Here is a 26,631-nt window from a genome sequence, read left to right as displayed (position 1 = left end):
GAACAGGAACGGCGGGTACGAAGCTACGAGAGACCGTCTTCACCACGACTCGAGACTGACCCTGGAGCGACCGTCGATCGAGGACCGCGCTACTGTGACGGGACGTTGCCGTTCGAGTCGACGGCGACGCGATCGTGGATGTGGCCCTCGCGGCTCTTCAGGTGGCGCGGCGTCCGATCGTTGGACACCGCCAGTACCTCCGCGACGATACTGAGGGCGATCTGGTAGGGAGAACCGCCGCCGAGATCGAGTCCGATCGGCGTATACAGCCTCGATAGCGCCGCCTCCTCGAACGTCCGGCCCTCGCTCTCGAACTCCTCGAGCATTTCCTCGAACCGCTTGCGAGGCCCCATCAGGCCGACGTACGGGACGGGCGAATCCAGTAGCTGCTCGATCGTCAACCGATCGTCGACGAAGTTGTGGGTCATGACGACCGCGTAGGTCCGATCGTCGAGGTCGATCGCGTCGTCGACGGCCGCCGGCGAGGTCGTCACCGTTTCGTCCGCCGCTGGAAACCGGTCCTCGAGGTCGACGCTCCCGCGGAAGCCGACGACGGTGACGCGGAAGTCGTTCATCGCGGCCAGTTCGGTGACCGGCCCCACGTCGTGACCCGATCCGAAGACGACCAGTTCCGTCGGCGCCGTGAGTCCGTCGACGAACACCTCCAGCTGGCTCCCCTGCAGAGCGACCTCGACGACGTCGGCTCGCCCGCGTTCGGCGAGGTCGGCCGCGGGGCCCGAGAGGTCGGCGGGCCAGTCCGTCGCCGGTTCACCGTCCGGGGTCGTGAGGACTCCCTCGTCCGGATAGTAGTACACGCGGTCGCCACGGTCGAGCGGTCCCTCCGAGCCCTCGAGAACGGTGAGAACGGCTACGTTCCGCCCGTCGGCGAATGCCTCGACCGTCGGGCGATAGGCGTCGGTCAGCGGCTCCAGCAGAACGTCGATAATCCCGTTGCAGCCGACCCCGAGGCCCCAGACGTCGTCGTCCTCCATCAGATCGTACGTTACCAGCTCCGGGCGGCCGCGTTCGCGAACCGACTCGGCCGTCGCGAGCAGTTCGTCTTCGAGACAGCCGGCCGTAATGCTGCCGACGCCGTCGCCCGCTTCGTCGAGGAGCATTTTCGCACCCGGCCGTCGGTACGCGTTCCCCTCGACGTCGACGATCGTCGCGAGGACGTCCGTCCCCGCCGCGTCGAGTCGCTCGTGAATGCGCTGTACCACCTCTGTCTCCGGAACACTCCAGTTGCGTTGTGTCATAGTTCGCACCTCCAGTTCAGTCGTTCGTCGTGTCGTCTCGATCCGGCCGCTCGTTTCGCACGCGTTTCAGGGCCTGGCCCGGTCCGGTGGCTCGATCGGCCACCGCGTACACTTTCCGAACGCCGGCGTCGTGCAGGTCAGTTCCGCACGCGCCTGCTCGGACGGCCTCGCGGACGCGATCGCGTTCGGTTTCGGTTACCGACGCCCCGGCGACGACGTCCACCCCGGCCGCGAACGCCGGTCCGGGAAGGACCGACGCGGTCGCACCGATCAGAACGACCGTCGCCGCCGCCGGCGCGGCCTCGAGGTACGCCTCGAGACCGCCGTACACGAACGTGGAGCCGGTGACGAAGACGACGTCCGCGTCCGCCATCGCCGCGCTCGCCGCGTCCGGTCGGAACGTCGTGACGCTGACGCCGTCGGGAGAGGACACCGATCCGACGTCGGTCCGTTCGATGACGCGAACGTCGACGTCGGCGAACTTCCGGAACGCGGGCCGGAAGAGGCCGACCGTCGTGATCGCGTCGACGGCCGGATCCAGCAACGCCATCGGATCGCCCGGGTTCCAGTCGACGAACGGTGCCGACAGCGCGTTGATCGCGGCGACGCCGAGTGCGCGCTCGAGCAGCGTGCCGTCTCGCGGTGTCCCGGGATAGCCGATCGTTTCGGTCGACGATCCGCCCGGCGTTCGCGTCGCCCACCGGACGAGCGTTTCGACGTCGACGCCGTCCGTCGACTCGTCGAGAGCGTCCGCCGTCCGTCCGTTCCCGGGCGGTCGATGGGCGAAGCCGGCGGTTCGGTGGCTTCCCCGGGAGCCACCGGCTACGTCCGCAGTTCCGGCTTCGGCCCCGGTTCCGGACTCGACGCCCGCGAGTTCGACCATGAGCGTCGCGTCACCGAGCGTGACGCGCTCCGCCGTCGCTCCCTCGAGAGCGCCGATCGAGCGGAGTCGGTCGACGACGGCCGGAAGGATCGGGTCGATCATGCTCCGTCTCCCTCGTCTCTCTGCGGGTCGTCTCCGGTCCCGACGCGGCGCGGATCGTGTTCGTAGCCGATCGGCCCGCCGATCCCGCGGCGCTCGAGTTGTCGAGCGACTTCGGCGAGGTCGGCCGGTTCCGCGAAGCCGAACAGGCCGTCGACGTAGGGGAGACACGTCGCCATCCCTCGCGACCGCGGTTCGTACGCCGGCGATACTGCGAGCGGATTGAGCCAGACGATCGCGTCGGCTCGGCGGGCGAGCCAGGTGATCCCGTCCTCCAGGGTCGTCCGGTCACCGACGTCGAGACCGTCGCTGACCACGACGACGACGGTCCGCCGGTCCACCGCGTGGGGGTGGCGTCGCCGGAGCGTTTCGAACGCGTCGCCGATCCGCGTGCCGCCACCCCACTCTATCTCGGCCTCTCGAAGGGCCGCGGCCGGATCGCCGTCCGCGCGCTCGAACTGCTCGGTCGCGTCGACGAGATCCGTGTCGAACAGGAAGACGGACCCCGTTCGTGCGACTCCCTGTACTCGTTCCGCCACGGCGAGCAGCGTTTCGCGGTCGATCGTATCGAGGACGGAGCCGCTGACGTCGAGCAACAGACAGCAGCGAAGTTCGCTCGGGACCGATTCGCGGGTCGGCAGCTCCATCGCCGTCCCTCCGGTCCCGAGACTCGTCCGGAGCGCTCGTCGAGCGTCGATGCGGTCACCGCCCGGGGCCAGACGGGTGCGCCGACCGGGGATCGACGCCAGCGCATCGACGAACCGGTCGATCGCTGCGCCGTCGTCGTCGGACAACGACACGCCGTCGGCCGTGACGGGGGCGCGTCCCCCGACGGCGCTATACCGACGCGCGTCGTCACCGCCGTCGCCGCTCGGGCGCTCCCCGGTCGCGTGCCGGCGGCCGGTCGCGATCCGGACGTCGACCGTCTCCGGGCCGTCGCTCGAGTCGGGCGACGGCGGATCGGCGGCGGACAACGGCTCGGACTCCCGGTGTTCCGTTGCGGTTGAGTCGGCTGGGTCGGCCCCGTCGGACGAACGCGCCCCTTCGTGCGTCGCTATTCGATCGATTCCGGTCCGCACGCGATGCCAGAACGTGGGAAACGACTCCTCGAACGCCTCGCGGTCGTTCGCCCCGGTGAGCAGCGTTGCACGGAGCGCGTCGCGGACGCGTTCCCGATCACCGAGTCCGACCACGGCGAGCGCTCGCGCCGCCTCGAGGGTGCCGTTCGCCGCCACGGGGACGCCCTCGCGGCGGAGACGGCCGACGAAGCGAACGAGTTCCGTCAGCACGTGGGTGCGTGCAGCCTCGAAGTCCGGCAACCCGTTCCCGGGCCGTCGATCGAGCCCTCGCATGTCGTCACGCGCGGCGTCGACTCGACGGGAGTCGTCGACGGCGTCCGAGGAGTTCCGGTTGGGGGTCATGTGTCGGCGGGTTCGACTCGCTCGTCGGCCGCAGCGGCGGCCGCGTGGAGCTGTTCGAGCAAGGCGGTGTCGACGCGGGTGACGTCTTCGACTTCCTTGAGGAGGCAACCGATCGTCCGTTCGATTTCGGCCGTCGAGAGCGATTCGGCCTCGCCCTCGGATCGGAGTGCCGCGATCGCACGCGCCCAGTCGAGCGTCTCGGCGACGCCCGGTCGTTTGAGGAACGATTCCTCCCGGAGGCGTTCGACGACGGCGCACACTTCGGCCGCGATCGCCGCGTCGAGTTCGGGGACCTTGCGGGAGACGATCTCGTACTCCGTCTCGAACGACGGCGGCTCGACGTGCAGGTACAGACACCGCCGCTTGAGCGCGTCGCTGAGACCGCGAGTGCGATTCGAGGTGAGGACGACGATCGGCGGGTTCTCGGCGCTGATCGTCCCCAGTTCCGGAATCGACACCTGATAATCCGAGAGGAGTTCGAGCAGGAAGGCCTCGAACCCTTCGTCTGCGCGGTCGATTTCGTCGATCAACAGGACCGGCGATCGGTCGCCGCCGGCGGTGAGCGCGCGCAAGAGCGGTCGCTCGAGCAGGTACTCGTCGTCGAATACGGACGGCGGGCCGTCGATTTCGGCGTCGGAGCCGGGGCCGGTTTCCGGGTCGTCCGGCGGGGCGTCGGACCTCGCGGATCTGCCGGCCACCGTTCCCTCGTTCGACTGCACCGCGAGCAGCTGTTTCGTGTAATTCCACTCGTAGAGCGCGTTCTCGGCCGTGAGTCCCTCGTAACACTGGAGCCGAATCAGCTCCGTGTCGAACCCGTCGGCGAGGACCTTGCCGAGTTCGGTCTTTCCGCTGCCGGGCGGCCCCTCGACGAGGAGCGGTCGCCCGAGCTGGAGGGCGAGCTGTACGGTCGTGATCACGCGGTCGTCCGCGACGTAGTTCCGGCGCTCGAAGCGCTCCCTGATCTCCGATTCGGACAGCGCGTCGACCGGCGTCACCGGCGTATCGCCCGTCATACTGATTCCATCGGTCCGTCTTCGGTCGCCTCTAGATACTCGTCGGGCTCGTTTCGAAAGGAGTCCGCACAGCCGGGACAACAGAAGTAGTACGTCGTCCCCTCGTGGGTGACGCTCGGGGCGTCGTCAGGGTCGACCGTCATCCCGCAGACGGGATCGATCGCCGACGCCTCGGTGACCGACTCCTCGTCGTCGGAACCGGCGCGTTCGGCGTCGTCCGTATCGGCGCTCGAGTCGATCGCGGACGCCGTACTCGTCCCGGTGTCGGCCCGCACGTCGACCAGTTCGGCCAGCAGGCTCGTCGCGATCTCGGCCGCGGACCTGGCCGCGATGTCGACGCCCGCCGGATTCGTGATCGCGTCTCGAACCGCCGCCGGATCGCGATCCAGGAGGCCGGCAGCCCGGTCGACGACCTCGGTCGCGCGGGCGTCACTCGCGACGAGTCCGACGTACGGTGCATCCGAGAGCACGCCGGCAGCGACGCCACGAGCGTCGAACTCTCCCATCGAGGCCACGACGACGAACGGGCCCGCACCGACCGCCTCGGCGATCTCGTCGGGTTCGAGCGTGGAGAGGACGCTCGTCCCGTCCGGGAGATCCGCGTCCGCCGCCTCGGGATCGACGATCGTCACGTCGACGTCGAGTTCGGTCGCCAGCCTGACGAGCGAGCGGGCGATCGGCGACCCACCCACGACGAGGAGTCGCGTCGCCGGAATCACCGGTTCGACGAATATTTCGAGCGTTCCCTCGCTGTGACACAGCATCGGAAAGGCCGCGAGTCCGGGCCGATCGACGTCGTCGGGATCGGGTGCGAGGCCGATCAACTGTGGTTCGTCGTTCGCGATGGCCGACTGGGCCTCGCTGACGACCCGCGACTGGGCGCAGGCTGCACCGCCGATCCACCCGTGGAGGTCGCCGTCGGCCGTGACGAGCGCCCGATCGCCGACGTTGGCGGAAACCGGCGGTTCGCGGCGGACGACGGTCGCGCGGGCGTAGGGCTCGTCGCGATTTCTCAGGGCTCGCTCTCGCTCCGCGAGCTCCCCGTCGGACGCTACAGCTGCTCGATCGGTAGTCGCCTCGGTCTCGTCGGCGTCTGGTGGTGTGTCTGCTGTCATTTCGGTCGTGTCGTGTCGGCGCGTGTGCCCGTCACACGGGCACGAGCCGCGATCGGAACCGATCGGGCCGGTCGCGAGATTCCCTCGCTCGCGGCGGGTCGACGTGGCGGCCGTTGGACCCGTCGGTTCCCGGGCGACCGCCGCTCAGTCGTCCGCCGCCTCGTCGCTCCGCTGGTCATCGAACTCGAGCGCGATGTTGTCGGCGGGATCGGCCGCGAGTCCCGCTTCGTCGAGTTTCTCCCAGACGACGTCGGGGGTCATCGGCATCTCGACGTGGCTGATGCCGCCGTGGGCCATCGAGTCGACGACCGCGTTGACGATCGCCGGCGGCGAACCGACCGTCGGCGACTCGCCGACCCCTTTCGCGCCGATCGGGTGGTGGGGTGACGGCGTGACGGTGTGGCCCGTCTCGAATTCGGGGATCTCCATCGCGGTCGGCAGCAGATAGTTCATGAAGTCGCCACCGGTGACGTTGCCGTTGTCGTCGAAGGTGACGTGTTCCAGCATCGCCGTTCCGATCCCCTGGGCGAGGCCGCCGTGGATCTGGCCCTCGATGATCATCGGATTGATCCGGTTGCCGCAGTCGTCGACGGCGACGAACTTCTCGAAGTCGACCTCGCCGGTCTCGCGGTCGACTTCGACGATCACGACGTAGGACCCGAACGGATACGTCATCTCCGGCGGATCGTAGTAGTTGACCGCTTCGAGCCCCGGCTCTTCGCTCGTGGGGTGGTTCATGTACGCCCCGGCGGCGATCTCGGTGATCGAGATCGATCGATCCGGCGCGCCGGCGACGTGGAACTCGCCGCTCTCGCGGTCCCACGTGATGTCCTCCTCGGCAGCCTCGAGTTCGTTCGCCGCGATCGCTTTCGCCTTCTCGCGAACCTTGCGCGAGGCGACGGCGGCCGCCGCGCCGGCGACGGGCGTACTCCGGGAGCCGTACGTGCCGAGGCCGTAGGGATCGGTGTCGGTGTCGCCGTGTTCGACGGTGATGTCGTCGACGTCCATCCCGAGTTCCTCGGCGACGATCTGGGCGAACGTCGTTTCGTGGCCCTGGCCCTGCGTCTGGACGCCGACCCGGACCGTCGCGTTCCCGGTCGGGTGGACCCGGATCTCGGCGGAGTCGAACATCTCGACGCCGGCGATGTCGCAGGACTTCCCGGGGCCGGCCCCGACGACTTCGGTAAAGGAGGAGATACCGATCCCGAGCAGTTTGTCGGCGTCCTCCTCGATCCGGCGTTGCTGTTCCTCGCGGTAGGCCTCGTAGTCGGCCATCTCGAGGGCCTTGTCGAGCGCCGTCTCGTAGTCGCCCGAGTCGTAGTTCCACCCCGTCGGACTCTCGTAGGGGAACTGGTCCGGCTGGATGAAGTTCTTCCGCCGAACGTCGGCGGGATCCATCCCGAGTTCGTCCGCGAGGACCTTCACCATCCGCTCGATGAGGTAGACCGCCTCCGTCACGCGGAACGAACACCGGTACGCCACGCCGCCCGGTGCGCTGTTCGTGTAGGCCGCCGTCAGCGACCCGTAGGCCGTCTCGACGTCGTACGACCCCGTGAAGATGTTGAAGAACCCGGCGGGGAACTTCGACGGCTGGGCCACGGCGTTGTACGCGCCGTGATCGGCCAGCACGTCGGTTCGAACCGCCAGGATCTCGCCGTCGTCGGTCGCCGCGAGTTCGCCCGTCATGTCGTAGTCGCGTGCGAACCCGGTCGACTGGATGTTCTCCGATCGCTCTTCGATCCACTTCACCGGCCGTTCGAGCACGTACGACGCCGCGGCGGCGACGACGTAGCCGGGATAGATCGGCACCTTGTTCCCGAATCCGCCCCCGACGTCGGGGCTCACGATCCGGATCTTGTGTTCGGGGATCCCCGAGACCTGCGCGAACAGCGTCCGGTGGATGTGCGGCGCCTGCGAGGTCATGTGGACCGTCAGCTTGTCCTTGCCGGGATCGTAGTCGCCGACTGCACCGCAGGTCTCGATCGGGGCGGGGTGCAGTCGCTGGTAGAGCATGTCCTCCTCGACGGTGACGTCGGCCTCTTCGAAGGCCGCGGCGGTGGCCTCCTCGTCGCCGGTCTCCCAGTCGAGACAGTGATTGTCCTCCTTGCCCTCGATGTCGTCTCTGATCACCGGGGCGTCGTCCTCGAGGGCCTCCTCGGCGTCGACGACCGGCTCGAGCACGTCGTAGTCGACGACGACTTTCTCCGCCCCGTCTTTCGCCGCGTACCGATCGTCCGCGATGACGGCCGCGACCTCCTGGGACTGGAACTTGACCTTGTCGTTGACCAGCACGTCCTGCGTGTCGTCCATCAGCGTCGGCATCGTCGCGAGGTCGTACTCGAGCAAGTCCTCCGCGGTGAGGACGGCGACGACTCCGTCGACCTTCAGCGCCCGAGATTTGTCGATGTCCTCGATGCGGGCGTGTGCGTGCGGACTGCGGACGAGTTCGCAGTGGAGCATCTCCGGTTTCTTGATGTCGTCGACGTAGTTGCCGCGACCGGTGATGAACCGCTGATCTTCCTTTCGTTTGACCTCTTCACCCATCCCACCACGGCCGTGACCGCAGTGCTTCTCGGGCTGGGGGCCGCCGTCCTCCGCCTCCGCGTACTGTTCGGAATCGCTGCTCATTCTGACTCACCTCCGCGTTCGCGATCGGTCGTCGGCCCACCACAGCAGTTCTCGACGCCGCAGTCGAACTCGCCGTCGACGGCGACGCCGCCGTCGGATCGGGTCTCCGACGCGGATCGCGAATCCGTGGGTCGCTCACCGCCGTCCGCGGCCGCGACCGACTCGAGTTCGTCCGCGGCGTACTCGATCGATCGCACGATGTTCTGGTAGCCGGTACACCGACAGAGGTTGCCGCTGATCGCTTCGCGGATCTCGTCCTCGTTCGGATCCGGGTTCTCGTCGAGTAACGCCTTTCCGGACATGAGCATCCCGGGCGTACAGTAGCCACACTGGAGCCCGTGTTCCTCGCGGAACCCTTCCTGCAACGGATGCAATTCGCCGCGCGCTTCGGGGAGATCCTCCATGCCTTCGACGGTCATGAGCTCGCTCCCGTCGGCCTGGGTCGCGAACATGAGACAGGACTTGATCGGCTCCCCGTCTTTGATGACGGTACACGCGCCGCAGTTCCCGGTGTCACACCCGATGTGCGTCCCGGTCAGGTCCAGTTCCTCCCGGATGGCGTGGACGAGCAGTTGCCGCGGTTCGACCTCGATCGTGTGTTCGGTTCCGTTGACCGTCAGCGTGATCTCTCGTGCGTTTGTCACTGTGATACCCTCCGTTTGACCAGTCCGGCACGCTCGGCGGCGTCGGCGAGCGCGCGCTGGGTGAGGACGTTCACCATGCGTTCTTTGTAGTCCGCATCGCCGTGTTCGTCGGACTCGGGGTTGGACTGCTCGGCCGCCAGCTCGCCCGCGCGCTTGAACAGTTCGCTCCCAGGCCGTTCACCCTCGAGGTGCGCCTCGGCGTCGGTCGCCCGGACGTTCGTGATGTCGACGGCAGTGAGTCCGATGCCGGCGCGCTCGATGCGTCCGTCCTCGTCGAGGACGAGCCGTGCGGCCGAGCCGGCCATCGCGTAGTCGCCGACCTTCCGTTTCAGCTTGTGGTAGGCGCTTCCCTCACGATCGGCCGGCACCGGGACGCGAAGTTCGGTGAGCAGTTCGTTCTCGTCGAGGGTCGTATCGTAGGGCAACAGGAAGAAGTCGTCCGCGGGGATGACCCGCTCGCCGTCGGGGCCCTGCGCGACGACCTCGCCTTCGTGTGCGAGCAGGACGCTCCCCCAGTCGCCTTTCGGGTCCGCCTGCGCGATCGCGCCGGCGACCGTGCCGCGATTGCGGATCTGCGGGTCCGCGACGAGCGGTGCCGTGTCGGCGAAGCTGCCGTACTTCTCGGCGATCAGCTCGGACTCCTCGACGTCCGCGTGGCGTGCGAGCGCGCCGATTCTGAGCCACTCGTCGTCCTCTTCGAGGTAATCGAGGCTCTCGATTCGGTTGATGTCGATGACGGTCTCCGGAACCGCGAGTCGGAACCGGAGCATCGGAACCATGCTCTGTCCGCCGGCCAGAATCGCCCGATCGTCGAGACTCTCGAGCAGGCTCACGGCTTCCTCGACGGTCTCGGGCTCGTGTTGCTCGAACTGTGCTGGTTTCATAACATTCCGCGGATCCGGTCCGTGATGCCCGAATCCGTCTCCTCGTCGACGTCGGTCATTTGCTGTTCGATATCTCCGAAGAAGTTGCCCACGATCTTGTTCGCGACGGGGTCGATGACCCGCGAACCGAGCTGGGCGATGCGTCCCGAGATGTCGGCTTCGGTCCACCACTCGATCCGCGAGCCGTCGCCGTCCTCGAGCGGGTGAATCTGCATCCCCGAGTCCATGCTGAAGCTGCTCCCGCTCGCGGTCCCGCTTCCGGTCGCGACCATGACGAACGACTCCGTGTCGCGCTCCTGGATCGTCACCGACGTCTCGAACCGGGGTTTGACGCTCCCGACTCCGACCTGCATCAGCGCGGCGTACTCCCGGCCTTCTTCGAACGCGCGTGCGGCGACGGTCTCCGGATCGGCCTCGGGTAGCGTCTCCAGGTCCTCGTCGGGTTCGTATTCGTCGAAACTGAAGTCGTCGTCCATCGGGGTAATGTACCGACAGCCCTTCAGCGAATTTCGGACCGCGATCGGGTCCGAGAGGACGATCCACGCCTTCTCCGGCGGTACCTCCTCGAGTTCGAACTCCCCGTCGAACTCCATTACGACCACCCGGTCTCGATCCGCGAGGGTCGTGTGTCGGCCGCCGTCATCTTTTATAACCCTGCACTATGTGCATACTATTTACCACATCATATGTTATCCCGTACCACACAAATAAACATTAGTGTTAATCGAAAACCACGTTCCGGCGGTAGTTCACACCGATGACCGACGAGAAATCACACGACGGCGACGATCTGATCGAACTGGATGCGGCCGTCGAGCGCGTTCGTGCGCTTCGAGCGGAGTGGCTCTCGTCGCTCGGAACGGAGCGCGTCTCGCTCGACGGACTGGCCGGTCGGACGCTCGCGGAGCCGATCCGTGCGCCGGTCGACGTCCCCGCACACAGCCACGCGACGATGGACGGCTTCGCGTTCGACGCGACCGACGAGTATCCGCTCGCGGTGGTCGACGAACCGGTGTACCCGGAAGACGAGCCGCCGACGCTCGAGGCCGGGACGGCGGTTCGGATCGCGACCGGTGCGCCGGTGCCGGAGTCGGCGAACGCGGTTCTCAAGCGCGAAGAAGCGACCGTCGAGGACGGTCGGCTCACCGGGACGGAGCTCGAACCGGGGACCTACGTCTACCAGCGGGGCAGCAACGTCAGTGAGGGAGAGGAACTGTTCGACGCGGGCGATCGACTCGGGGCGAAGGACGCGCTGTTGCTCGGCGACCTCGGCATCGACGACGTCGTCGTTCGCGAGCGGGCGTCCGTCGGACTGGTGGCGACCGGAACCGAGATTCACGAGGGACGCCACCGCGACCTCGACTCGCCGATGCTCGCGGGGCTCGTCCGAGAATGGGGACACGACGCGACGTACGAGGGCTCGGTCCCCGACGCGAACGATCGGGTCGAGTCCCGAATCGACGAACTCGCCCGCGAGTACGACGTCGTCGTCACGACCGGCGGGACGAGCGTCGGCGACAAGGATTACGTCGTCCGGACGCTCGACGCCCTCGGCGACGTTCTGTTCCATCGCGTCCGGCTGCGCCCGGGGAAACCGATCGCCGTCGCGCGGCTCCCCGACCACGACGCGGTGGCGATCGCCGTCCCCGGGAAGCCGGTCGGTGCCTATCTGGTGACGGCGCTCGTCGCCCGGCCCTTCTTTACCGGCGACGCGTCACTGCCGACGGTTTCCGCGGGGATGGCCCGCGACGTCGGGATCGCCACCGCCGGCTTCACCTACGCGATTCCCGTCGCGCTCGAGGACGGAACCGCGATGCCGCTCGGCCACGTCGACTCGCCGCTTTCGATCTACGAGACCACGTTCGATCCGAGCGTCCTCTCCTCGAGCACGCGTGCGAGCCGAGCCGACGGGTTCGTGCTGACGACGGACGCCGTCGCCGCCGACGAGGAGGTCGCCGTCGTTCCGTCGACGGTGCTGGAGCGATGACGGAGGACTCGTCCGACGAGACGCCGGAACGGCCCGCGACGGCCGCGCTTCCCGTCGTCGAACCTGCCGACCTCCCTCGCGACCCCGACTCGCGGTCGGACGCACCGGCGGTGGCCGGGGTGTTGCTCGCCGCCGGGACGAGCAGCCGCTTCGGTGACGAGAACAAGCTGCTGGCGACGGTCGAGGGCGAGCCGGTGGTCCGTCACGCCGCACGCACGCTCGTTCGCAGTGCCGTCGATCCGGTCGTCGCCGTTCTCGGCCACGAGGCCGATCGGGTTCGGAGCGAACTGGAGGGACTCGCCGTCGAGACCGTCGTCAACGAGGCCTACGACACCGGCCAGGCGTCGTCGCTCCGGACCGGAATCCGGGCGATTCGCGAGCGCGACCGCGAACCTGACGCCGCCGTCGTCGCGCTCGGCGACATGCCGTTCGTCTCGCCCGCGTCGGTAGACACACTGGTGACGGCGTACGCTGCGGACGCCGGTGATGCGATCGCAGCGGCGTTCGACGGCACCCGCGGCAACCCGGTGCTGTTCGACGAGCGGTTCTTCGACGCGCTCACCGACGTCGACGGCGACGTCGGCGGTCGCGAGATCCTGCTGGAGAGCGATGCGAGCGTTCTCGTCTCCGTCGACGACCCCGGCGTACGGCGTGATATCGACGTCCCCGGCGACGTGTAGGCGACCACCTCGTGTGGCGTGTCGCTGTCACGGTGCTCGTCGAAGGAACGGGCGACCGGCCGACGATCGAAGCGCTACTCCGACTCGAGTTTTTTGACGATAATCTGTCCGTCCTCGACGTGCCACTCGATCCGATCCCCTTCGCCAACGGCGAGGAAATTACGAACCGGTTTCGGCACTGTCGTCAGGTTCTTTTCGGAAATCTTCGTATCCGTAAGCGTACCCATCGACGTGGCGTACAGCCCTAGTCGATACATAGTTTACGCTATACCGACGGATAGCAGTTAGCCGCTCGAGCGCCATCGGTGAGCGCCCCCGTCGGACGCCTTGGTGAAGTCCAGATCGTATCGGTCGGACTCGATGAGCACCGGTCCCGGAACGTACCGATCTTCGGTCCCGTCGACCGATTCGAGGAGGCCGCGGTCCGCCATCGTCGAGAGAACGTCCCGAACCGTGCCTTCGCGACCGGGAATCAGATTCCCCTCTTCCATCACGCCGTCGACGTCGACCTGCCCCCGGAGGAACGCCAGCCGGATCGCCGACACCCACGCGGGTTCGCGCTTCGTTTCCCGACACATGGCGGAGTAATCGAGAGGGACGTTGTTATAGTTTCTGACGGGAACGTGCAAGTGGTTTACGAGAGTCGGTGACCGGCCGCCGGTCGTCGACGGCGTCTACCATCAGGCTTACGCCGGTCTTCCGTGTACGCCGCGGTATGGTTCGACAGCAGATCGATCGAATCGGCGTCGTCGGTGCGGGTACGATGGGCAGCGGCATCGCACAGGTCGCGGCCACCAGGGGCTACGACGTCGTGATGCGTGACATCGAGTCGGAGTTCGTCGAAAACGGCTTCGACACGATCGAGGATAGCCTCGGGCGACTGGCCGATCGGGACGCACTCGACGACGACCCCGAGACGATTCGCGATCGCATCGAGGGCACGACCGCGATCGAGACGCTCGCCGACTGTGACCTCGTGGTGGAAGCCGCACTCGAGGACCTGGACGTCAAACGGGACGTCTTCGAGGACCTCGAGCGGGTGTGTGACGACGACGTGGTGCTCGCGACGAACACCAGCACGATCTCGATCACCTCGATCGCGTCGGAACTCGAGCGTCCCGAGCGCGTGATCGGGTTGCACTTCATGAATCCAGTGCCGATCATGGAGGGCGTCGAGGTCGTCGTCGGCGAGAAGACGACCGACGAGGTCACCGATCTGGCCCACGCGATCGCCGAGGACCTGGGGAAGACGACCTGGGAGTCCGACGACAAACCCGGCTTCGTCACGAACCGGATCCTCATGCCGTGGATCAACGAGGGCATCCGGGCGTACGACGAGGGCGTCGCCACGAAGGAGGACATCGACGCCGGGATGGAACTCGGGACGAACGTCCCCATGGGCCCACTGCGACTCGCCGACCACATCGGGCTGGACATCTGTCTGCACGCCTCGGAGACCCTCCACGAGGAACTCGGCGATCGGTACAAACCCGCCTATCTGCTCGCCCGGAAGGTCGAGGCCGGTGATCTCGGCAAGAAGTCCGGCAAAGGGTTCTACGAGTACGACTGAGTTCGCGCGCAGGTATCGGACCCGATGGCCGATCGCGGACTCCGAATCAACCGCCGACCGGAGACTCCGAATCGACTGCCGACCGCGGACTCGGATTCTTGTTGGAATACCTTTATTTCACTGCGGGCGATCTGAGGAGGTATGTCCCTGACGGAAGCGGTCCCGCGGCGCGATTCCCGCCGTCTCGTCGGCGTCGCCCTCCTGGTTCTCGGCGTCGCGGCCGCGGGTTCCGGCCTCGCGGTCTCCGGCCATCCGCCGCTGTCGGTCTGTGGCGTCTGCGACTCGATCGACGGCGCGACCGACGCCGGAACGCTCGACGTCCACGTCGACGAGCGCGGCGATTCCCGCTGGATCGCACGGGTTCCGGTCGACGAGAGCGCCGCCGAGACCTATCGGAACGACGACGCCGCCCTCGAGACCGCCGTCGACGAGGGGTGGTACCGCTACGACGTCGCCGTCGACGACGCCCGGAACGTCGACGCGTCGATCGAGGACGGTGTCGTCCGCGTGGAGTACGCAGTCTCCGACGTCGCCGAATCCGGCGTCGGCGACGGCTGGGTCTTCGACTACCTCTACGCCGGCGGGACGCAGTACCGGTACGAACTCCGGGCCGATCGCGTCACGGTTCACGCGCCCGCGGATGCGCGGGTGACGAACGCACCCCCGAACGCCCACGTCGAGGACGGATCGGTCACGTGGACGAGCGCCGACGCCGGTAGCCCCGACGAGGACGGAATCGCACAGAAGACGTACGTGACCTACGGGTCGCCCGGGGTCGCCGGGACGCTCGCCTCGTGGACGTCGGCCGGAGTCGTCTTCGGCCCCCTAGTGCTGTCACACGGCCTCCTCGCGAGTCTCGTTCCGATCGCGATCGTCGGCCTCGCGACCGTCGCGGCGGGACGGTTCGGTGACGGCCGGTGGGGCGTCGTCGGCGGCGTCGGTCGAACCGTCGGCGACACTGGCCGTCGGGGACTCGATCGGGTCTGTAGCCGGTTCGGCTGGGCGCTCGAGCGACGGACGCTCGTCGGGGTCGTCGTCGGTTCGGTGGCCCTGCTCGGCGCGGCCTGCTGGCTCGTCTTCGGGGTAACCCAGGCGGTCCTTCTCGGCACGTTCGGGTTCGCGACGGGGGTGTTTCTCCCCCTCGGCCACGCCCTCGAGCGGGACGAGTCCTCGTGGCGATTCGGGCTTCTCGCGGCGACGTCGCCGGTCGTCGCGACGATCGCGTTCGCGCCGTACTACGGCTTCGGGTACGGGCCTCCGTTCGCCTGGGTGCTGTTCGCCCCCTGGGCGATCGGTACCGGCGTCGTCGGGTACGGCCTCTCGCTGGTCGGACGACGCCTTGCCGAGAACGGGACCGGTCCCGCCCCGGGACCGACGTAATTCGGCGACGGAGCGGCACTCCCGGGCAGTTTCTCGCTGAGGACGTTCGGAGTCGATCGCGATTCGCCGGTCGTCTCAGAAGAAATCGATCGTGAGCGGATACTCCCAGGTCTCCCCGTCCGCGGCTTTCACCGCCGCGACGATACAGAACACCGTGTCGAGCAGGCCGACGAGGATCGCGGCGAAGATACCGACGATAACGAGCGTCAACACCAGCGATACCAGCATGTAAATCGCGAACGATAGCTGCCAGTTGATCGCGTTCGTCGCGTTCTCGCGAACGAACTCGTCGTCGGTCGAAAGCAGGAGCACGGCCGGACCGATCGCCCACGTGAACAGCGCCAGCACGTGACCGAGGGCGGCGAGCGTCTCGGCGTCGGTCGACGGCCCGGACCCGTACCCGGCGGGTTCGACGTCGGGGCCTCGATCGGCCGACCTCGTCGTCCCCCACTCGTCGGCGCCAGCGTCCCGGACGTCGTCGCCGGCCTCCGAAAGCGCGGCCCCGCAGTGCTGGCAGTACGCACTCGACGCCGAAATTTCCTCTCCGCACGACGGACAGTACATACTCCTTCGTGACAACCACGACTGATACCATTGCTGTTCCAGCGCGGGTCCGATCGACGCCCGGGTCGAGACGGCGGTCCGGCGGTTGCTCAGTGATGCAACGGTTTTTCGGCCATCTTCGTGCGAAGGTCGGCGAGGTTCGATCGCGAGACGCCGTCGTCGAACTGCTGGAGGAGGGCGAACACCTCCGCTCGGGAGACCTTCACGTCGCCCTCCCGGATGACGTCCTCGGGCCGTTCGCGAAGTTCCCGCATCGTCCCGACCGCGAGCAGGTAGGGAATCGCCCACGCCGAGAGGCGGTTGCCGTGACTCTCCGGGACGACCTCGAGGTAGCGCTGGGCGTCGTCGAGGTAGGTTTCGGCACGGCCGGTGACGCGCCTGATGACGTTCGTGACGCCGCTGTGGTTCGACGCGTCGGTCACGCCCTCGACGGTAACGTCTTCCTCCGCGAGCCACTCGGCCGGCAGGTAGACGTTGTTCTCCTCGTGGTAGTCGTTCTCGACGTCTTTGGCGATATTGACCAGTTGCAAGAGGAGTGCGAACGATCGCGCGTTCGCACGCAGTTCGTCCGCACGGTCCTGTGAAGCCCCACGGGCGACGAGTCCGGTGATGAGTTTGCCGACGGTTCCGGCGGCGTACCAGCAGTACTCCTCGAGTTCCTCGAGCGTCTGCAGGCGTAGCCCGCCCTCCTCGGCGTATCGATCGGTGAACATCGCCATCCCGCCGACGAGTTCGCGGACGGGTTCGCGCATGATCTCCCGCGGTTCGTCGTCGAGGGCGTCGAACGTCCGGAGGACTCGCGGCGTCTCGGCGACGACCTTCCAGTCCTCGTTGGGATCGTCCGGGATCCACGGTTCGACGTCGGCCATGAACGCCTCGACCGTCATGTCGGCGTCCGTATCGAGCAACCGATCGTACCCGGTCAACAGGTCGGCCTGCGTCTCCGGCGGGATGTGGCCGGCGTCCTCGATGGTATCAGCGACGCGACAGAGGAGATATCCCAGACAGATATGTCTCGACATCGGTTCTTCGAGCCGATCGATAGTGATCGAAAAAGTCCGCGAAACGCCATGAACCGCCTCGAAACACCACTCGAGGTCGGATTCGGCTGTCCCTTCGTGCTGGCCCGTGGTCATCTACTCGCGTTTGGTTTGTTCCCATCCCGGAAAAACGCCGCGGTCCCGGCGGGATATTCCGATCGTTGACAAAAGTGGGCGATCGGATCCTGCTGTCGGCAGTGCCAGTCGCCTCTCGTCGGCGGGGTCGGGGCCCGGACCACACCTGACAACGTGATTTCCGTACAAAAACAGTAAAGAAGCGACCGGCCGATACTCCCGCTATGGACTTTGCGCTCTCTGCCGAGCAACAGCAGATCCGGGACATGGTATCGGAGTTCGTCGACGAAGAGGTCGTCCCCATCGCGGACGAGATCGACCACGACGACGAGTTCCCCCACGACCTCGTGAGCGAGATGGCGGACCTCGGGCTGATGGGTATGCCCTTCCCCGAGGAGTACGGCGGTGCCGGCCTCGACTACCACTCCTACGCGATCGGCCTCGAAGAAATCTCGCGGGGTTCGGGCGGCCTGGGAACGATCGTCGCCGCCCACACCTCGCTGGCGGGCAACATGCTCTACGAGTTCGGCGACGAGTCCCAGAAGGAGACGTACCTGACGCCGCTCGCGGAAGGGCGGGACGTCGGCGCGTTCGCCCTCTCGGAAGCCGGGGCCGGCAGTGACGTCCCGGCGATGGAAACGACGGCGGAGAAAGACGGCGACGAGTACGTCATCGACGGCGGCAAACTCTGGATCTCGAACGGCTCGGTCGCGGACACGGTCACCCTCTTCGCGAAGACCGACCCGGACGCCGGCAACAAGGGCATCTCCTCCTTTATCGTCCGACCCGGGGAGGACGTCGGCTTCTACGTCGAGGGCACCGAGGAGAAACTCGGAGACAAGGGCTGTCCGACGGCCGAACTCCGCTTCGACGACCTCCGGATTCCCGAGGACCGCCGCCTCGGCGAGGAGGGTGATGGGTTCGTCCACGCGCTGAAGACTCTGAACGGCGGCCGCATCACGATCGCCGCCCGCGGCGTCGGCATCGCCCGCGCCGCCTTCGAGGGGGCCCGCGACTACGCGAACGAGCGCGAGCAGTTCGGCCAGCCGATCGGCGAGTTCCAGTCGATCAAGCACAAACTCGCCGACATGGACACCAAGATCCAGGCCGCGAAGATGCTGATGCACAGGGCGGCGGACAAGAAGATCCGCGGCGAGAACTACATCAAGGACGCCGCCCAGGCCAAACTCTACGCCTCCGAAGTGAGTCGCGAGGTCGCAAACGAGGGGATCCAGATCCACGGCGGCTACGGCTACACGAAGGACTTCGCCGCCGAGCGGTTCTACCGCGACGCCAAACTCAACGAGATCTACGAGGGCACGAGCGAAGTGCTGCGCAACACGATCGGCGATCAACTGCTCGACGAGTAAGCCGGTCGATCCGATCGGATTCGATCGAGGCTGAACGTCGCCCGTCGACGGGGTCGATCACCCCGGATCGCCTTCCGCCTCGAGACACGATCGCATCCACTCGTAGTGTTCGTTCACCCGCCGCTCGCCCGCGTCGGTCAGCGCGTAGACGTCGTGGATCCCCTCCGTTCGCTTCTCCACGAACCCGGCGTCGACCAGCGCCGACAGCGAGCCGTAGAACGCCTTCGGCTCGAGCCGATCGTCGTAGTGCGATTCGAGGTCGGATTTCAATTGCTGGCCGCGCATCTCGCCGCCGGCCGCGAGCAGGATACAGATATCGCGTCGCCGGCCGCTCCGGAGCCACTTCGCCATGCGTCGACGTCGTACGGCAACCGCTCGAAGGTTCCGATCTGGTCCCGTTCCGCGCCCGATCGCTATCCGAATCTACTCCGCGCCCGATCGATCGCCGTCCACGCGAAGCCGCCGGCGATCGACACGGCGAGCAGGAGCCGGGCCCCGAGTTCGAGGTGCACGGTGCCGTCTGCCTGGAGTTCGTGGCGTAAGAGCAGCCAGCCGTCGCCGCCGACGATCACGTCCCCGGTGCCGACGGCGAGGGCGTGGAAGACGAGTGCGCCCAGCGTCGCCGTGCTCAGGACGAGGGTGCCGACGGTTCCCGCGGCGATAGACGAGGCCGCGTCCCAGCGGGGGCCGCGATCGGCGGCGACAGCGGACGAACCGTAGACGGCGAACCCCTGCGCGTCGGCGTGTGGACGTTCCGCGACCCGGACGGTGGCCGGATACCGCGCCAGCGTGGCGGCCATTCGGAGGTCGCCCACCGAGCCGGCGGCGTTCGCGGCGAGCGCCACCACGAGGAGCGAGGACTGGACGATCGTCATCGCGGCGAGGCCAACGGCCGTGATGCCGACGAATGGGGCGAGCAGGGCGACGAGCAACTGATTGCGCGTGTAGCTCGTCCCGCCCGTCGTGGCGTAGGCGTACGGCAGGAGGAAGTTCGAGACCCCGACGCCGTAGGAAGGAGTGCCACCGTACCGGGCCATGAACACCCCGTGGAGGAGTTCGTGCGGGACGACGACGAGCGCGACGACTCCGAGGGCGACGACGAGCCAGCCGAGGACCGTCGACGGTGCGACCGCCGGAACGACGATCGGTTCGAACGGCTCGGCGTGGATCGCCCCGCGAAGCCGGCCGAACGCGTACGCGAAGCCGAAGAAGGCGACCACGGAGACGGCGATCGTCCGGGCGGCGACCGTTCGCGTCGAGCGAACGGTCGCGATCGGCCGCGGTTCCGGGGCCGCGTCGGAATCCGTCGCTGTCACGATCCACACTCTCGAGAGGGGCGAAAAAGCCGTGTCGGTGTAGATCGAGTCGCGTCCGCGGGTTCGCGACCGCCGGCCGCCGAAACCGACAGGTTCCCGGTGGTCGATTCCCGATTGTCGGGCATGACCGACGACCAGACTGCCGAGGCGAACGGGATCCGGGCGACCTACGAGGAGACGGCGACGGAACGGATACTCGAGTTGCGATCGATCGACGACGCGACTCGCGCCAGCGGGACCGCCGCGATCGCCCAGAACGTCGAGGGGTACGCGATGTTGAAGGTGCGATCGACCGCGGACGGCGACGAACTCGAGCGCTACTACGGGTTCGACATGGCGCTCGATCACGCCGGGGAACTGCTCGGCGTCTCACCGCACGACCTCCCGGTTCCGCCGGCGGCCGAAGATATGGGAATGTAAGCCCTCGATCGGACGCGTACCGTCCGACGATCGAGCAGTCACGCGGCGACGTCGTCGAACCGATCGACACCGACGATGTCTGGCCTCATCACGCACCGCAGTCGTCGCACCACCTCACGCATCGCACCACCTCACGTGACGATCGCGTACGTGAGCAGAAAGACGAAGTACAGCAGGACGAGTCCGCCGAGGACGTGGAGGCGGAAGCGACGAATCGCGGCGCGTTCCTCGCGCAGCGCCCGTTCGAAGGCGGCACGCTCGCGATCGGAGAGCCGATGGGGGTGTACGCGGCCACAGTGGAGGCGCTGCAGGCGCCGGTCCCGGAACGGCTGGCCGCAGTACGGACACCGAACGGCCGGCTCGGGGCCACGATCCGTCGTCGGGACCGGGGAGGACGCTGCTGACGCGGTATCGGAGTCGCCCGTCGCCACAGTACCACCACGAACGGGAGGGCCCACCATGGGTGTTGGGTCGACGGGCGCTCGCTGCGAGCCGGGACCCGACGACTGCGGGGGCGCAAAAGCGGGACGAATAAATAGCCGGAGCCGAAGGATTCAGACGAGAACAGCCGTGACAACCGAGTCGTTTCCCCGACCGATCGACACGCACCGACGGTTCTCCGCGCTGCTCGCAGCGACTGCGGTCGGCGTCTACCTCCTGTTGATCGTCGGGGCAACGACGTCGCTCACGAACGCGGCCTCGGCGTGTACGACGTGGCCGACCTGTCACGCCCCGACCGATCCCCTCAGCCAGACGGAACTCGCGATCGCGTGGGGCCACCGGATCGCCGCCGTGCTCGTCGGCGTCCTCGTCGCGGCGACTGCGGTCTGCGCTGCGCTGGGTGACGTCTCCCGTCGCGTCCGGGCGACCCTGCTCGCGGGAGCGGTCCTCTACGTCGTCCAGGTCGGCGTCGGTGCCGTGACGGCGACGGTCGGCCCCGCCGCGATCGTCCCGGGACTCCACCTCGCGCTCGGACTCGTGATCTTCACGGCGGTCGTCCTCGCGCTCGCGTGGGACCTGGAACTCGCGACCGGCCAGGAGGACGACGCCATCGAACAGCCGGAGCCGATCGAGGACCCGACGGGATCGGCAGCCGAACGCACGCTGCCCGCGGGCTGGCTCGCCCGCGCTCGGTTGACCGCGTTCGCGTACTTCAAGATGATGAAGCCGCGGCTGATGTGGCTGCTCTGTCTCGTCGCCGCCGCGGGGATGGCCCTCGCCGCGGGGCCGGAACTCGACGCTGCCACGATCGTCGCCACGCTCGGCGGCGGCGTGCTCGCGATCGGCGCCTCGGGCACGTTCAATCACGTCCTCGAACGCGACGTCGATCGGCAGATGGCCCGGACGTCCGATCGACCGCTGGCGACCGACCTCGTGCCGGTTCGCAACGCCTTGCTCTTTGGCCTCTTCCTGACGGCGGCGTCGATGACCGTCTTCCTGACGATCAACAGGCTCGCGGCGGCGCTCGGATTCGCCGCGATCCTCTTCTACAGCGTCGTCTACACGCTCCTGCTCAAGCCAAACACGGTCCAGAACACGGTCATCGGCGGGTTCGCCGGTGCGCTGCCCGCGCTGATCGGCTGGGCAGCGGTCACCAACGAGATCGGACTCCCCGCGCTCGCGCTCGCGGGCGTCATCTTCCTCTGGACGCCGGCGCACTTCTACAACCTCGCGCTGGCGTACAAGGACGACTACGCTCGCGGCGGCTTCCCGATGATGCCCGTCGTCCGCGGCGAGACGGAGACCCGGAAACACATCGTCTACTACATCGCGGCGACGCTCGTCAGTACGATCGCGCTGGCCTGGATCACCGACCTCGGCGCGCTGTACGCCACGACGGTCGCGGTCTTCGGGGGCGTCTTCCTCTGGGCCGCCGTCCGGCTGCACTTCGAGCGGACCGAAGCCGCGGCGTTCCGGGCGTTCCACGCCTCGAACGCCTTCCTCGGTGCGATCCTCGTCGCGATTCTCGTGGACGCGCTCGCACTCACCGGACCGCTGTTCTGACCGGGGCGGAACGCACCGTCGCGCGCCGGAATCCGCATCCCTAACAGTGTCCAGTTCGTACCCGCAGCCAATGCACCGCCGTTCGTTTCTGACCGTGGCCGGCACGGGAGCGACCCTCTCGCTCGCCGGCTGTACGGCACTTTTCGAGGCGTCGCTTCCCGACGAACTCGAGGGCGTCGATCCGGATCCCGATCAGCTACCGGCACCGTCGATCGGAACGGGGCCAGTGCCGATCGACGTCTACGAGGATTTCGCCTGTCCCCACTGTCACGAGTTCCAGGCGGACGTGTTCCCCGACATCGAGGCCCGACTCCTCGAACCGGACGAGGCGACCTACCGCCACAACGACTTCCCGCTACCGGCCGGCGATCGATCGATCGCGATGGCGAACGCCGCGCGAGCGGTCCAGGCGGAGACGAGAACGGACGACGACCCCGCTGGCGAGTTCTTCACCTACAAGGCGGCCGTGATCGAGGCCGACGACCTGAGTGACGACGGGCTGGCTGCGATCGCTGCCGACGAAACCGACGTCGAGGAGCCCGTCGTCCGCGACGCTCTCGACGAGGGGACGTACTATCCGACGCTCGCAGCCGACTGGCAACGCGGGGACGAAAACGGCGTGACCGAGACGCCGACGGTCCTGGTCGACGGGGAGGAAGTCGACGACCCGTTCGACGCTGACGCCATCGTCGAGCGCGTCCGGGACGCCGCGTAGTGCGTCGCTGCGGCGGGTATCCGCCCGTCGACCGACGTCGGACTCGCCCCGGAGCGGTCGGGTCGGTTCGGATTCCGACCTGTCAGGCCGGTTCGGACGCCGACTCGAACGCGTCGATCGCTTCGTCGTCGCCGGCGAGGAGGAGGCTGTCGTCGCCCTCGAACCGAAACTCGGGCGGGACGTCCGTGAGGATCTCGCCCGATCGCTCGACGCCGACGAGGATGCAGTCGGTCGCCGGAATTTCGGTGTCGGCGAGCGACTGACCCGCGAGGTCGTCGGCCTCGAACCGGACGACCTGTAGCTGCCGGTCGTAGGAGAGGATTTCCTCCCGGAGTACGTCCAGAGCGAGCAATCGACCGCTAATGTCGGGGAGACTGAGGACGTAGTCGGCACCGGCTCGCCGAGCCTTGTTCTCCTTTTCCGAGTCGTTTACCCGGACGACGATGTCGAGGTCGGACGCGAGTTCACGGGCGACGAGCACCGAGAGAATCGCTTCGTCGTCGTCTGCGATCGTGACGACGTACACGGTCGCCGTCTCGAGTTCCGCTCGCTGGAGCACCGACTCCCTCGTCACGTCGCCCACGACGTCGACCTCCTCGGCGTCCCGGATGTCGATGACCGTACACTCTGCGTCGGTCGCGCGAAGTCGCTCCCGGACCGTCGAACCGACCTCGCCGTAGCCGGCCACGACGACGCGCGCTCGCTCCGGGCGGACGGGCGCAGTCCGTGCCTCGAGGGCTTTCAGTTGCGCTTCGCTCCCGGCGAGGAGTAGCACGGTGTTCTCGTCGATCTCGAGGTCCGGCGAGGGGGAACTGACGAACTCGCCGTCCGTCCAGAGGCCGGCGATCGACACGTCCTCCGTCTCGAGGACTCCGGTCTCCGCGAGGGTCTGCCCGCAGATCGGACTCTCCTCGAAGACCGTCACCTCGACGAGGGAGAAGTCCTCGCCGAGACTCGTCACGTCGCTCAGTCGCGGATCGATCTCGGACTGGATCCGTTCGGCGATCCGCCGTCCGAGCAGGTGTCGCGGCGTCACGACGGTATCGGCCCCGGCGTACCGCAGCGGGCGCTCGAGCGTGAGATCGCTGCTCATGACGACGATACGGATCGAATCGGAGCGTTCCCTGACGGCCAGCACGACGCTCGCCGCGACCTCGTCTTCGGTGTCGATCACGACCGACGCAGCCTCGTCGATCCGTGCCCGATCGAGCGTCTCGACGGACGTGGGGTCCCCGTAGACCACCGACACGCCCGCATCGTCCAACTCGATCGCTTCCGGTTCGTCATCGTCGACGACGACGTAGTCGACGTCGCGAGCCTCGAACTCGTCGACCAGCCGATCGCCCCGCGGCGAGTAGCCGCAGACGACGACGTGGTCGGTCAGGTCCGTGGTCCGGGGAACGGTGGGGGAGAGCGTCTCCTCGAGAATCGGCTGGAAGACGTACGGAAGGACGATAAACAGGATCAGGAAGGTGCCGAGGTCCATCGCCATCACGAAGAGGTTCGAGAGCGGCGAGTCCCACGGCGAGTCGGAGCCGTACCCCGTTCCCGTGACGGTCTCGACGACGACCTGCGACGAGTGGAAGTAGCTCCCCGACCGGCCCTCGACGGCGACCATGAGGTAGTGATAGATGATCGACGTCAGGACGATCAGGACGACCACGCCACCGATCGTCTTCGCCGCACGCCGTTGCCAGCGCTCCATGCACGAGTATTGAGCAGCCGGCTACTGAATCCTTTTCAACACATCCGGGACCGTTCGGATCGGACGAGCGTGGCTGCGGAACGCGACAGCCCCGTCCGACGATCGTCGGGCGCTCACCGGGCGACCTCGATGAACCGGTTGACGGTCTCGTCGCTGCCGGCGACGATGAGGGTATCGTCTTCCCGGACGGTGAATTCGGGACCGAGGTTGGTCAGCAACTCGCCGTCCCGCTCGGCGGCGACGACCGTACACCCGAGCCGCGCGCGGATGTCGGTTTCGCCCAGGCTCTGGCCGACGAGTTTCGGTGCCGTCATGCGAACGATTTCGAACTGCGTTTCCGGCGTCAGGACCTCCTCGTCCTCGAGCAACACCGACGAGAGCATGCGCCCCGTCACCGTCGACAGCGCGAGGACGTACTCGGCACCCGCCCGGTAGAGCTTCCGGATGCTTTCGGTCTCGTTGGCCCGGGCGATCACCTCGGTGTCCGGGGCGACCTTCTCGAGGACGAGTGTGGCGTAGATGGCCGCCGTGTCGTCGTCGAGCGCGAGCACGATCGATCGGGCGTTCTCGACGCCTGCAGCGGCGAGCGCGTCCGGGTCCGTCACGTTCCCGACGACGTCGACGCCCTCTTCGTCGTCGCTGTCGATGACCGTGTGCGGAACGGTGGCGTCGTCGAGCGTCGCGCTGACGGTGCGCCCGACTTCTCCGTATCCGCCGACGATCACGCGGTAGGAGCCGCTGCTGGACGGCGAGACCGTTCGCGAGGTCAGTTCCGTAAGCGTCTCGTGAGAGCCGGCGACGAGCAGGATCGTGTTTCCGTCGATGACCGTCTCGGGATCCGGTGCCGGCTGGAATTCGCCGTCGAACCACGCCCCGATCACGTTGACGCCCAACCGGTCACGCATGCTCGACTCGGCGATCGTCTGGCCGGCGAGATCGCTGTCATCCTCGACGAGGAGTTCGGTGATCTCGAGCTGGTCGCCGAGTTCGATCGTTTCCTGGAGTTGCGCGGTCACCGATATCGTGGCTTTCCCTGCGAGGCTACGGCCGAGAACCTGTCGCGGTCGAACGACGGCGTCCGCGCCCGCGTAGCGGTGGTAGGTCGCGACCTCCCGGTCCTCTGCGACGCTGATGATCCTGACGTCGTCGCGGAGTTCCCGCGCCGTGAGGATCACTTCGGGATTGGCCTCGTCGGAGACGTCGATCACCAGGGCGCGAGCCTCGTCGACGTTCGCCGCCCGGAGGGTCTGTTCTTGCTCCGGGTCACCGAGCATCGCGTCGATGCCGTCGTCGACGAGGTCCGTCACCGTCTCCGGGTCGTCGTCGATGAAGACGGACGGGATGCCCGCGGCCTCGAGTTCGTTTCTGAGCACGTCTTGGCGTTCGGTGTGGGAACAGATGATGACGTGCTCGGTGAGGTCGGTCGACTCCGGCGGTTGCGTCGCGAGTGCCTGCTGGAAGAGCGGCACGACGACCAGCGGCAGGGCGAGGAAGACGAGCAACACCCCGCTGAGATTCATCAGGATCACGATGAGGTTCATCGGCGCGCTGGTCCAGGAGTCCGTGTCGCCGCCGAACCCGGCGGTCGTCAGTATCTCGATGACGATCTGTGTCGACTTGACCAGCGATCGGTCGGTCCCCTCGAACGTCGCCATTCCCCACTGGTAGAGGAAGGCGTAGACGACCACGATCCCGAACACGGCGGCGAGGGAGAGGGCGATTCGTCGCCACCACGTATTCATCGTCCGCATATAGACGCCGAAGGGTATGTAACCTGGCGGTTCGACGACGGATCGGAAACCCGTGTCAAGGGTCTCTACCAGGATAGCGTCACGACGGATTCTGCTGACCGGAGACGACCG

At 67.3% G+C, this 26,631-nt stretch carries 26 protein-coding genes; 8 read left to right on the top strand and 18 right to left on the bottom strand.

Annotated elements, in window-relative coordinates; translation table 11 throughout:
• Positions 1–89: 89 nt before the first annotated feature.
• The 9 genes from MUG98_RS04700 to MUG98_RS04660 all read right to left on the bottom strand — a co-directional run bounded on the left by MUG98_RS04700 (position 90) and on the right by MUG98_RS04660 (position 10,536).
• Positions 90–1,256, bottom strand: a complete 1,167-nt coding sequence (locus tag MUG98_RS04700) for an XdhC family protein (RefSeq protein WP_265110995.1) — start codon at positions 1,254–1,256, stop codon at positions 90–92.
• A gap of 16 nt (positions 1,257–1,272) precedes the next feature.
• On the bottom strand, positions 1,273–2,241 hold the full coding sequence (locus tag MUG98_RS04695; protein ID WP_265110994.1) for a Rossmann-like domain-containing protein: 969 nt from the start codon (positions 2,239–2,241) through the stop codon (positions 1,273–1,275).
• Positions 2,238–3,659, bottom strand: coding sequence for a VWA domain-containing protein (locus tag MUG98_RS04690; protein ID WP_265110993.1), 1,422 nt, complete (start codon positions 3,657–3,659; stop codon positions 2,238–2,240). Before MUG98_RS04690 ends, MUG98_RS04695 begins: the two co-directional genes overlap by 4 nt.
• Positions 3,656–4,672: an AAA family ATPase gene (locus MUG98_RS04685; RefSeq protein WP_265110992.1), complete on the bottom strand. Its 1,017-nt coding sequence runs from the start codon at positions 4,670–4,672 to the stop codon at positions 3,656–3,658. Before MUG98_RS04685 ends, MUG98_RS04690 begins: the two co-directional genes overlap by 4 nt.
• A complete protein-coding gene (locus tag MUG98_RS04680; protein WP_265110991.1) occupies positions 4,669–5,787 on the bottom strand; it encodes an XdhC family protein in 1,119 nt (372 codons plus the stop codon). The genes MUG98_RS04685 and MUG98_RS04680 overlap by 4 nt, the downstream gene beginning before the upstream one ends.
• Positions 5,788–5,931: 144 nt before the next feature.
• Positions 5,932–8,415: an aerobic carbon-monoxide dehydrogenase large subunit gene (locus MUG98_RS04675; RefSeq protein ID WP_265110990.1), complete on the bottom strand. Its 2,484-nt coding sequence runs from the start codon at positions 8,413–8,415 to the stop codon at positions 5,932–5,934.
• Positions 8,412–9,059, bottom strand: coding sequence for a (2Fe-2S)-binding protein (locus tag MUG98_RS04670; protein ID WP_320443113.1), 648 nt, complete (start codon positions 9,057–9,059; stop codon positions 8,412–8,414). Before MUG98_RS04670 ends, MUG98_RS04675 begins: the two co-directional genes overlap by 4 nt.
• Positions 9,056–9,943: an FAD binding domain-containing protein gene (locus MUG98_RS04665; RefSeq protein WP_265110989.1), complete on the bottom strand. Its 888-nt coding sequence runs from the start codon at positions 9,941–9,943 to the stop codon at positions 9,056–9,058. The genes MUG98_RS04670 and MUG98_RS04665 overlap by 4 nt, the downstream gene beginning before the upstream one ends.
• Positions 9,940–10,536 carry an SRPBCC family protein gene (locus tag MUG98_RS04660; RefSeq protein WP_265110988.1) on the bottom strand — a complete coding sequence of 199 codons (597 nt, stop codon included), beginning with the start codon at positions 10,534–10,536 and terminating at the stop codon, positions 9,940–9,942. Before MUG98_RS04660 ends, MUG98_RS04665 begins: the two co-directional genes overlap by 4 nt.
• A gap of 164 nt (positions 10,537–10,700) precedes the next feature.
• Between MUG98_RS04660 and MUG98_RS04655 the strand changes: the two genes are divergently transcribed.
• The gene (locus MUG98_RS04655) at positions 10,701–11,930 is read left to right on the top strand and encodes a molybdopterin molybdotransferase MoeA (protein ID WP_265110987.1); all 1,230 of its coding nucleotides are present in this window, start codon (positions 10,701–10,703) and stop codon (positions 11,928–11,930) included.
• A complete protein-coding gene (locus MUG98_RS04650) occupies positions 11,927–12,610 on the top strand; it encodes a nucleotidyltransferase family protein (RefSeq protein WP_265110986.1) in 684 nt (227 codons plus the stop codon). The genes MUG98_RS04655 and MUG98_RS04650 overlap by 4 nt, the downstream gene beginning before the upstream one ends.
• Positions 12,611–12,684: 74 nt before the next feature.
• Here the strand turns inward: MUG98_RS04650 and MUG98_RS04645 are convergent, their stop codons facing one another.
• Complete coding sequence (locus MUG98_RS04645) at positions 12,685–12,837, bottom strand: AbrB/MazE/SpoVT family DNA-binding domain-containing protein (RefSeq protein WP_265110985.1); 153 nt, start codon at positions 12,835–12,837, stop codon at positions 12,685–12,687.
• 57 nt (positions 12,838–12,894) lie between these two features.
• Positions 12,895–13,188, bottom strand: a complete 294-nt coding sequence (locus MUG98_RS04640; protein WP_265110984.1) for a hypothetical protein — start codon at positions 13,186–13,188, stop codon at positions 12,895–12,897.
• A gap of 137 nt (positions 13,189–13,325) precedes the next feature.
• On the opposite strand from MUG98_RS04640, the gene MUG98_RS04635 reads away from it, so the two are divergent.
• Positions 13,326–14,180: a 3-hydroxyacyl-CoA dehydrogenase family protein gene (locus MUG98_RS04635; protein ID WP_265110983.1), complete on the top strand. Its 855-nt coding sequence runs from the start codon at positions 13,326–13,328 to the stop codon at positions 14,178–14,180.
• Between the two features lie 141 nt (positions 14,181–14,321).
• On the top strand, positions 14,322–15,560 hold the full coding sequence (locus tag MUG98_RS04630) for a YccS/YhfK family membrane protein (RefSeq protein ID WP_265110982.1): 1,239 nt from the start codon (positions 14,322–14,324) through the stop codon (positions 15,558–15,560).
• Between the two features lie 75 nt (positions 15,561–15,635).
• On the opposite strand, the gene MUG98_RS04625 is transcribed toward MUG98_RS04630, so the two are convergent.
• The gene (locus tag MUG98_RS04625) at positions 15,636–16,124 is read right to left on the bottom strand and encodes a zinc ribbon domain-containing protein (RefSeq protein WP_265110981.1); all 489 of its coding nucleotides are present in this window, start codon (positions 16,122–16,124) and stop codon (positions 15,636–15,638) included.
• Between the two features lie 89 nt (positions 16,125–16,213).
• A complete protein-coding gene (locus MUG98_RS04620; RefSeq protein WP_265110980.1) occupies positions 16,214–17,260 on the bottom strand; it encodes a phytoene/squalene synthase family protein in 1,047 nt (348 codons plus the stop codon).
• A 203-nt stretch (positions 17,261–17,463) separates the two neighbouring features.
• Between MUG98_RS04620 and MUG98_RS04615 the strand changes: the two genes are divergently transcribed.
• Positions 17,464–18,609 carry an acyl-CoA dehydrogenase gene (locus tag MUG98_RS04615; RefSeq protein ID WP_265110979.1) on the top strand — a complete coding sequence of 382 codons (1,146 nt, stop codon included), beginning with the start codon at positions 17,464–17,466 and terminating at the stop codon, positions 18,607–18,609.
• Between the two features lie 57 nt (positions 18,610–18,666).
• Here MUG98_RS04615 and MUG98_RS04610 read toward each other — a convergent pair whose 3' ends face one another.
• Both MUG98_RS04610 and MUG98_RS04605 read right to left on the bottom strand, forming a co-directional pair.
• Complete coding sequence (locus MUG98_RS04610; protein WP_265110978.1) at positions 18,667–18,960, bottom strand: PadR family transcriptional regulator; 294 nt, start codon at positions 18,958–18,960, stop codon at positions 18,667–18,669.
• Between the two features lie 62 nt (positions 18,961–19,022).
• The gene (locus tag MUG98_RS04605; RefSeq protein ID WP_265110977.1) at positions 19,023–19,925 is read right to left on the bottom strand and encodes a DUF3267 domain-containing protein; all 903 of its coding nucleotides are present in this window, start codon (positions 19,923–19,925) and stop codon (positions 19,023–19,025) included.
• Between the two features lie 123 nt (positions 19,926–20,048).
• Here MUG98_RS04605 and MUG98_RS04600 point away from each other — a divergent pair, with 123 nt between their 5' ends.
• Positions 20,049–20,345 (top strand): DUF7111 family protein, encoded by a 297-nt coding sequence (locus MUG98_RS04600; RefSeq protein WP_265110976.1) that lies wholly within the window; start codon positions 20,049–20,051, stop codon positions 20,343–20,345.
• Between the two features lie 131 nt (positions 20,346–20,476).
• Here the strand turns inward: MUG98_RS04600 and MUG98_RS04595 are convergent, their stop codons facing one another.
• Complete coding sequence (locus MUG98_RS04595) at positions 20,477–20,776, bottom strand: hypothetical protein (protein ID WP_265110975.1); 300 nt, start codon at positions 20,774–20,776, stop codon at positions 20,477–20,479.
• Between the two features lie 139 nt (positions 20,777–20,915).
• Here MUG98_RS04595 and MUG98_RS04590 point away from each other — a divergent pair, with 139 nt between their 5' ends.
• Positions 20,916–22,349, top strand: a complete 1,434-nt coding sequence (locus tag MUG98_RS04590) for a heme o synthase (RefSeq protein ID WP_265110974.1) — start codon at positions 20,916–20,918, stop codon at positions 22,347–22,349.
• A gap of 70 nt (positions 22,350–22,419) precedes the next feature.
• Positions 22,420–23,064 (top strand): DsbA family protein, encoded by a 645-nt coding sequence (locus MUG98_RS04585; protein WP_265110973.1) that lies wholly within the window; start codon positions 22,420–22,422, stop codon positions 23,062–23,064.
• A gap of 82 nt (positions 23,065–23,146) precedes the next feature.
• On the opposite strand, the gene MUG98_RS04580 is transcribed toward MUG98_RS04585, so the two are convergent.
• Positions 23,147–24,769, bottom strand: a complete 1,623-nt coding sequence (locus MUG98_RS04580) for a potassium channel family protein (protein WP_265110972.1) — start codon at positions 24,767–24,769, stop codon at positions 23,147–23,149.
• 113 nt (positions 24,770–24,882) lie between these two features.
• Positions 24,883–26,511, bottom strand: coding sequence for a potassium channel family protein (locus MUG98_RS04575; protein ID WP_265110971.1), 1,629 nt, complete (start codon positions 26,509–26,511; stop codon positions 24,883–24,885).
• Positions 26,512–26,631 lie beyond the last annotated feature (120 nt).

The sequence above is a fragment of the Halosolutus halophilus genome (assembly GCF_022869805.1).
In the GTDB taxonomy this organism is placed as follows: domain Archaea; phylum Halobacteriota; class Halobacteria; order Halobacteriales; family Natrialbaceae; genus Halosolutus; species Halosolutus halophilus.
The sequence above is the reverse complement of the archived record's forward strand: the minus strand, read 5'-3'. Positions and strand labels throughout refer to the sequence as shown.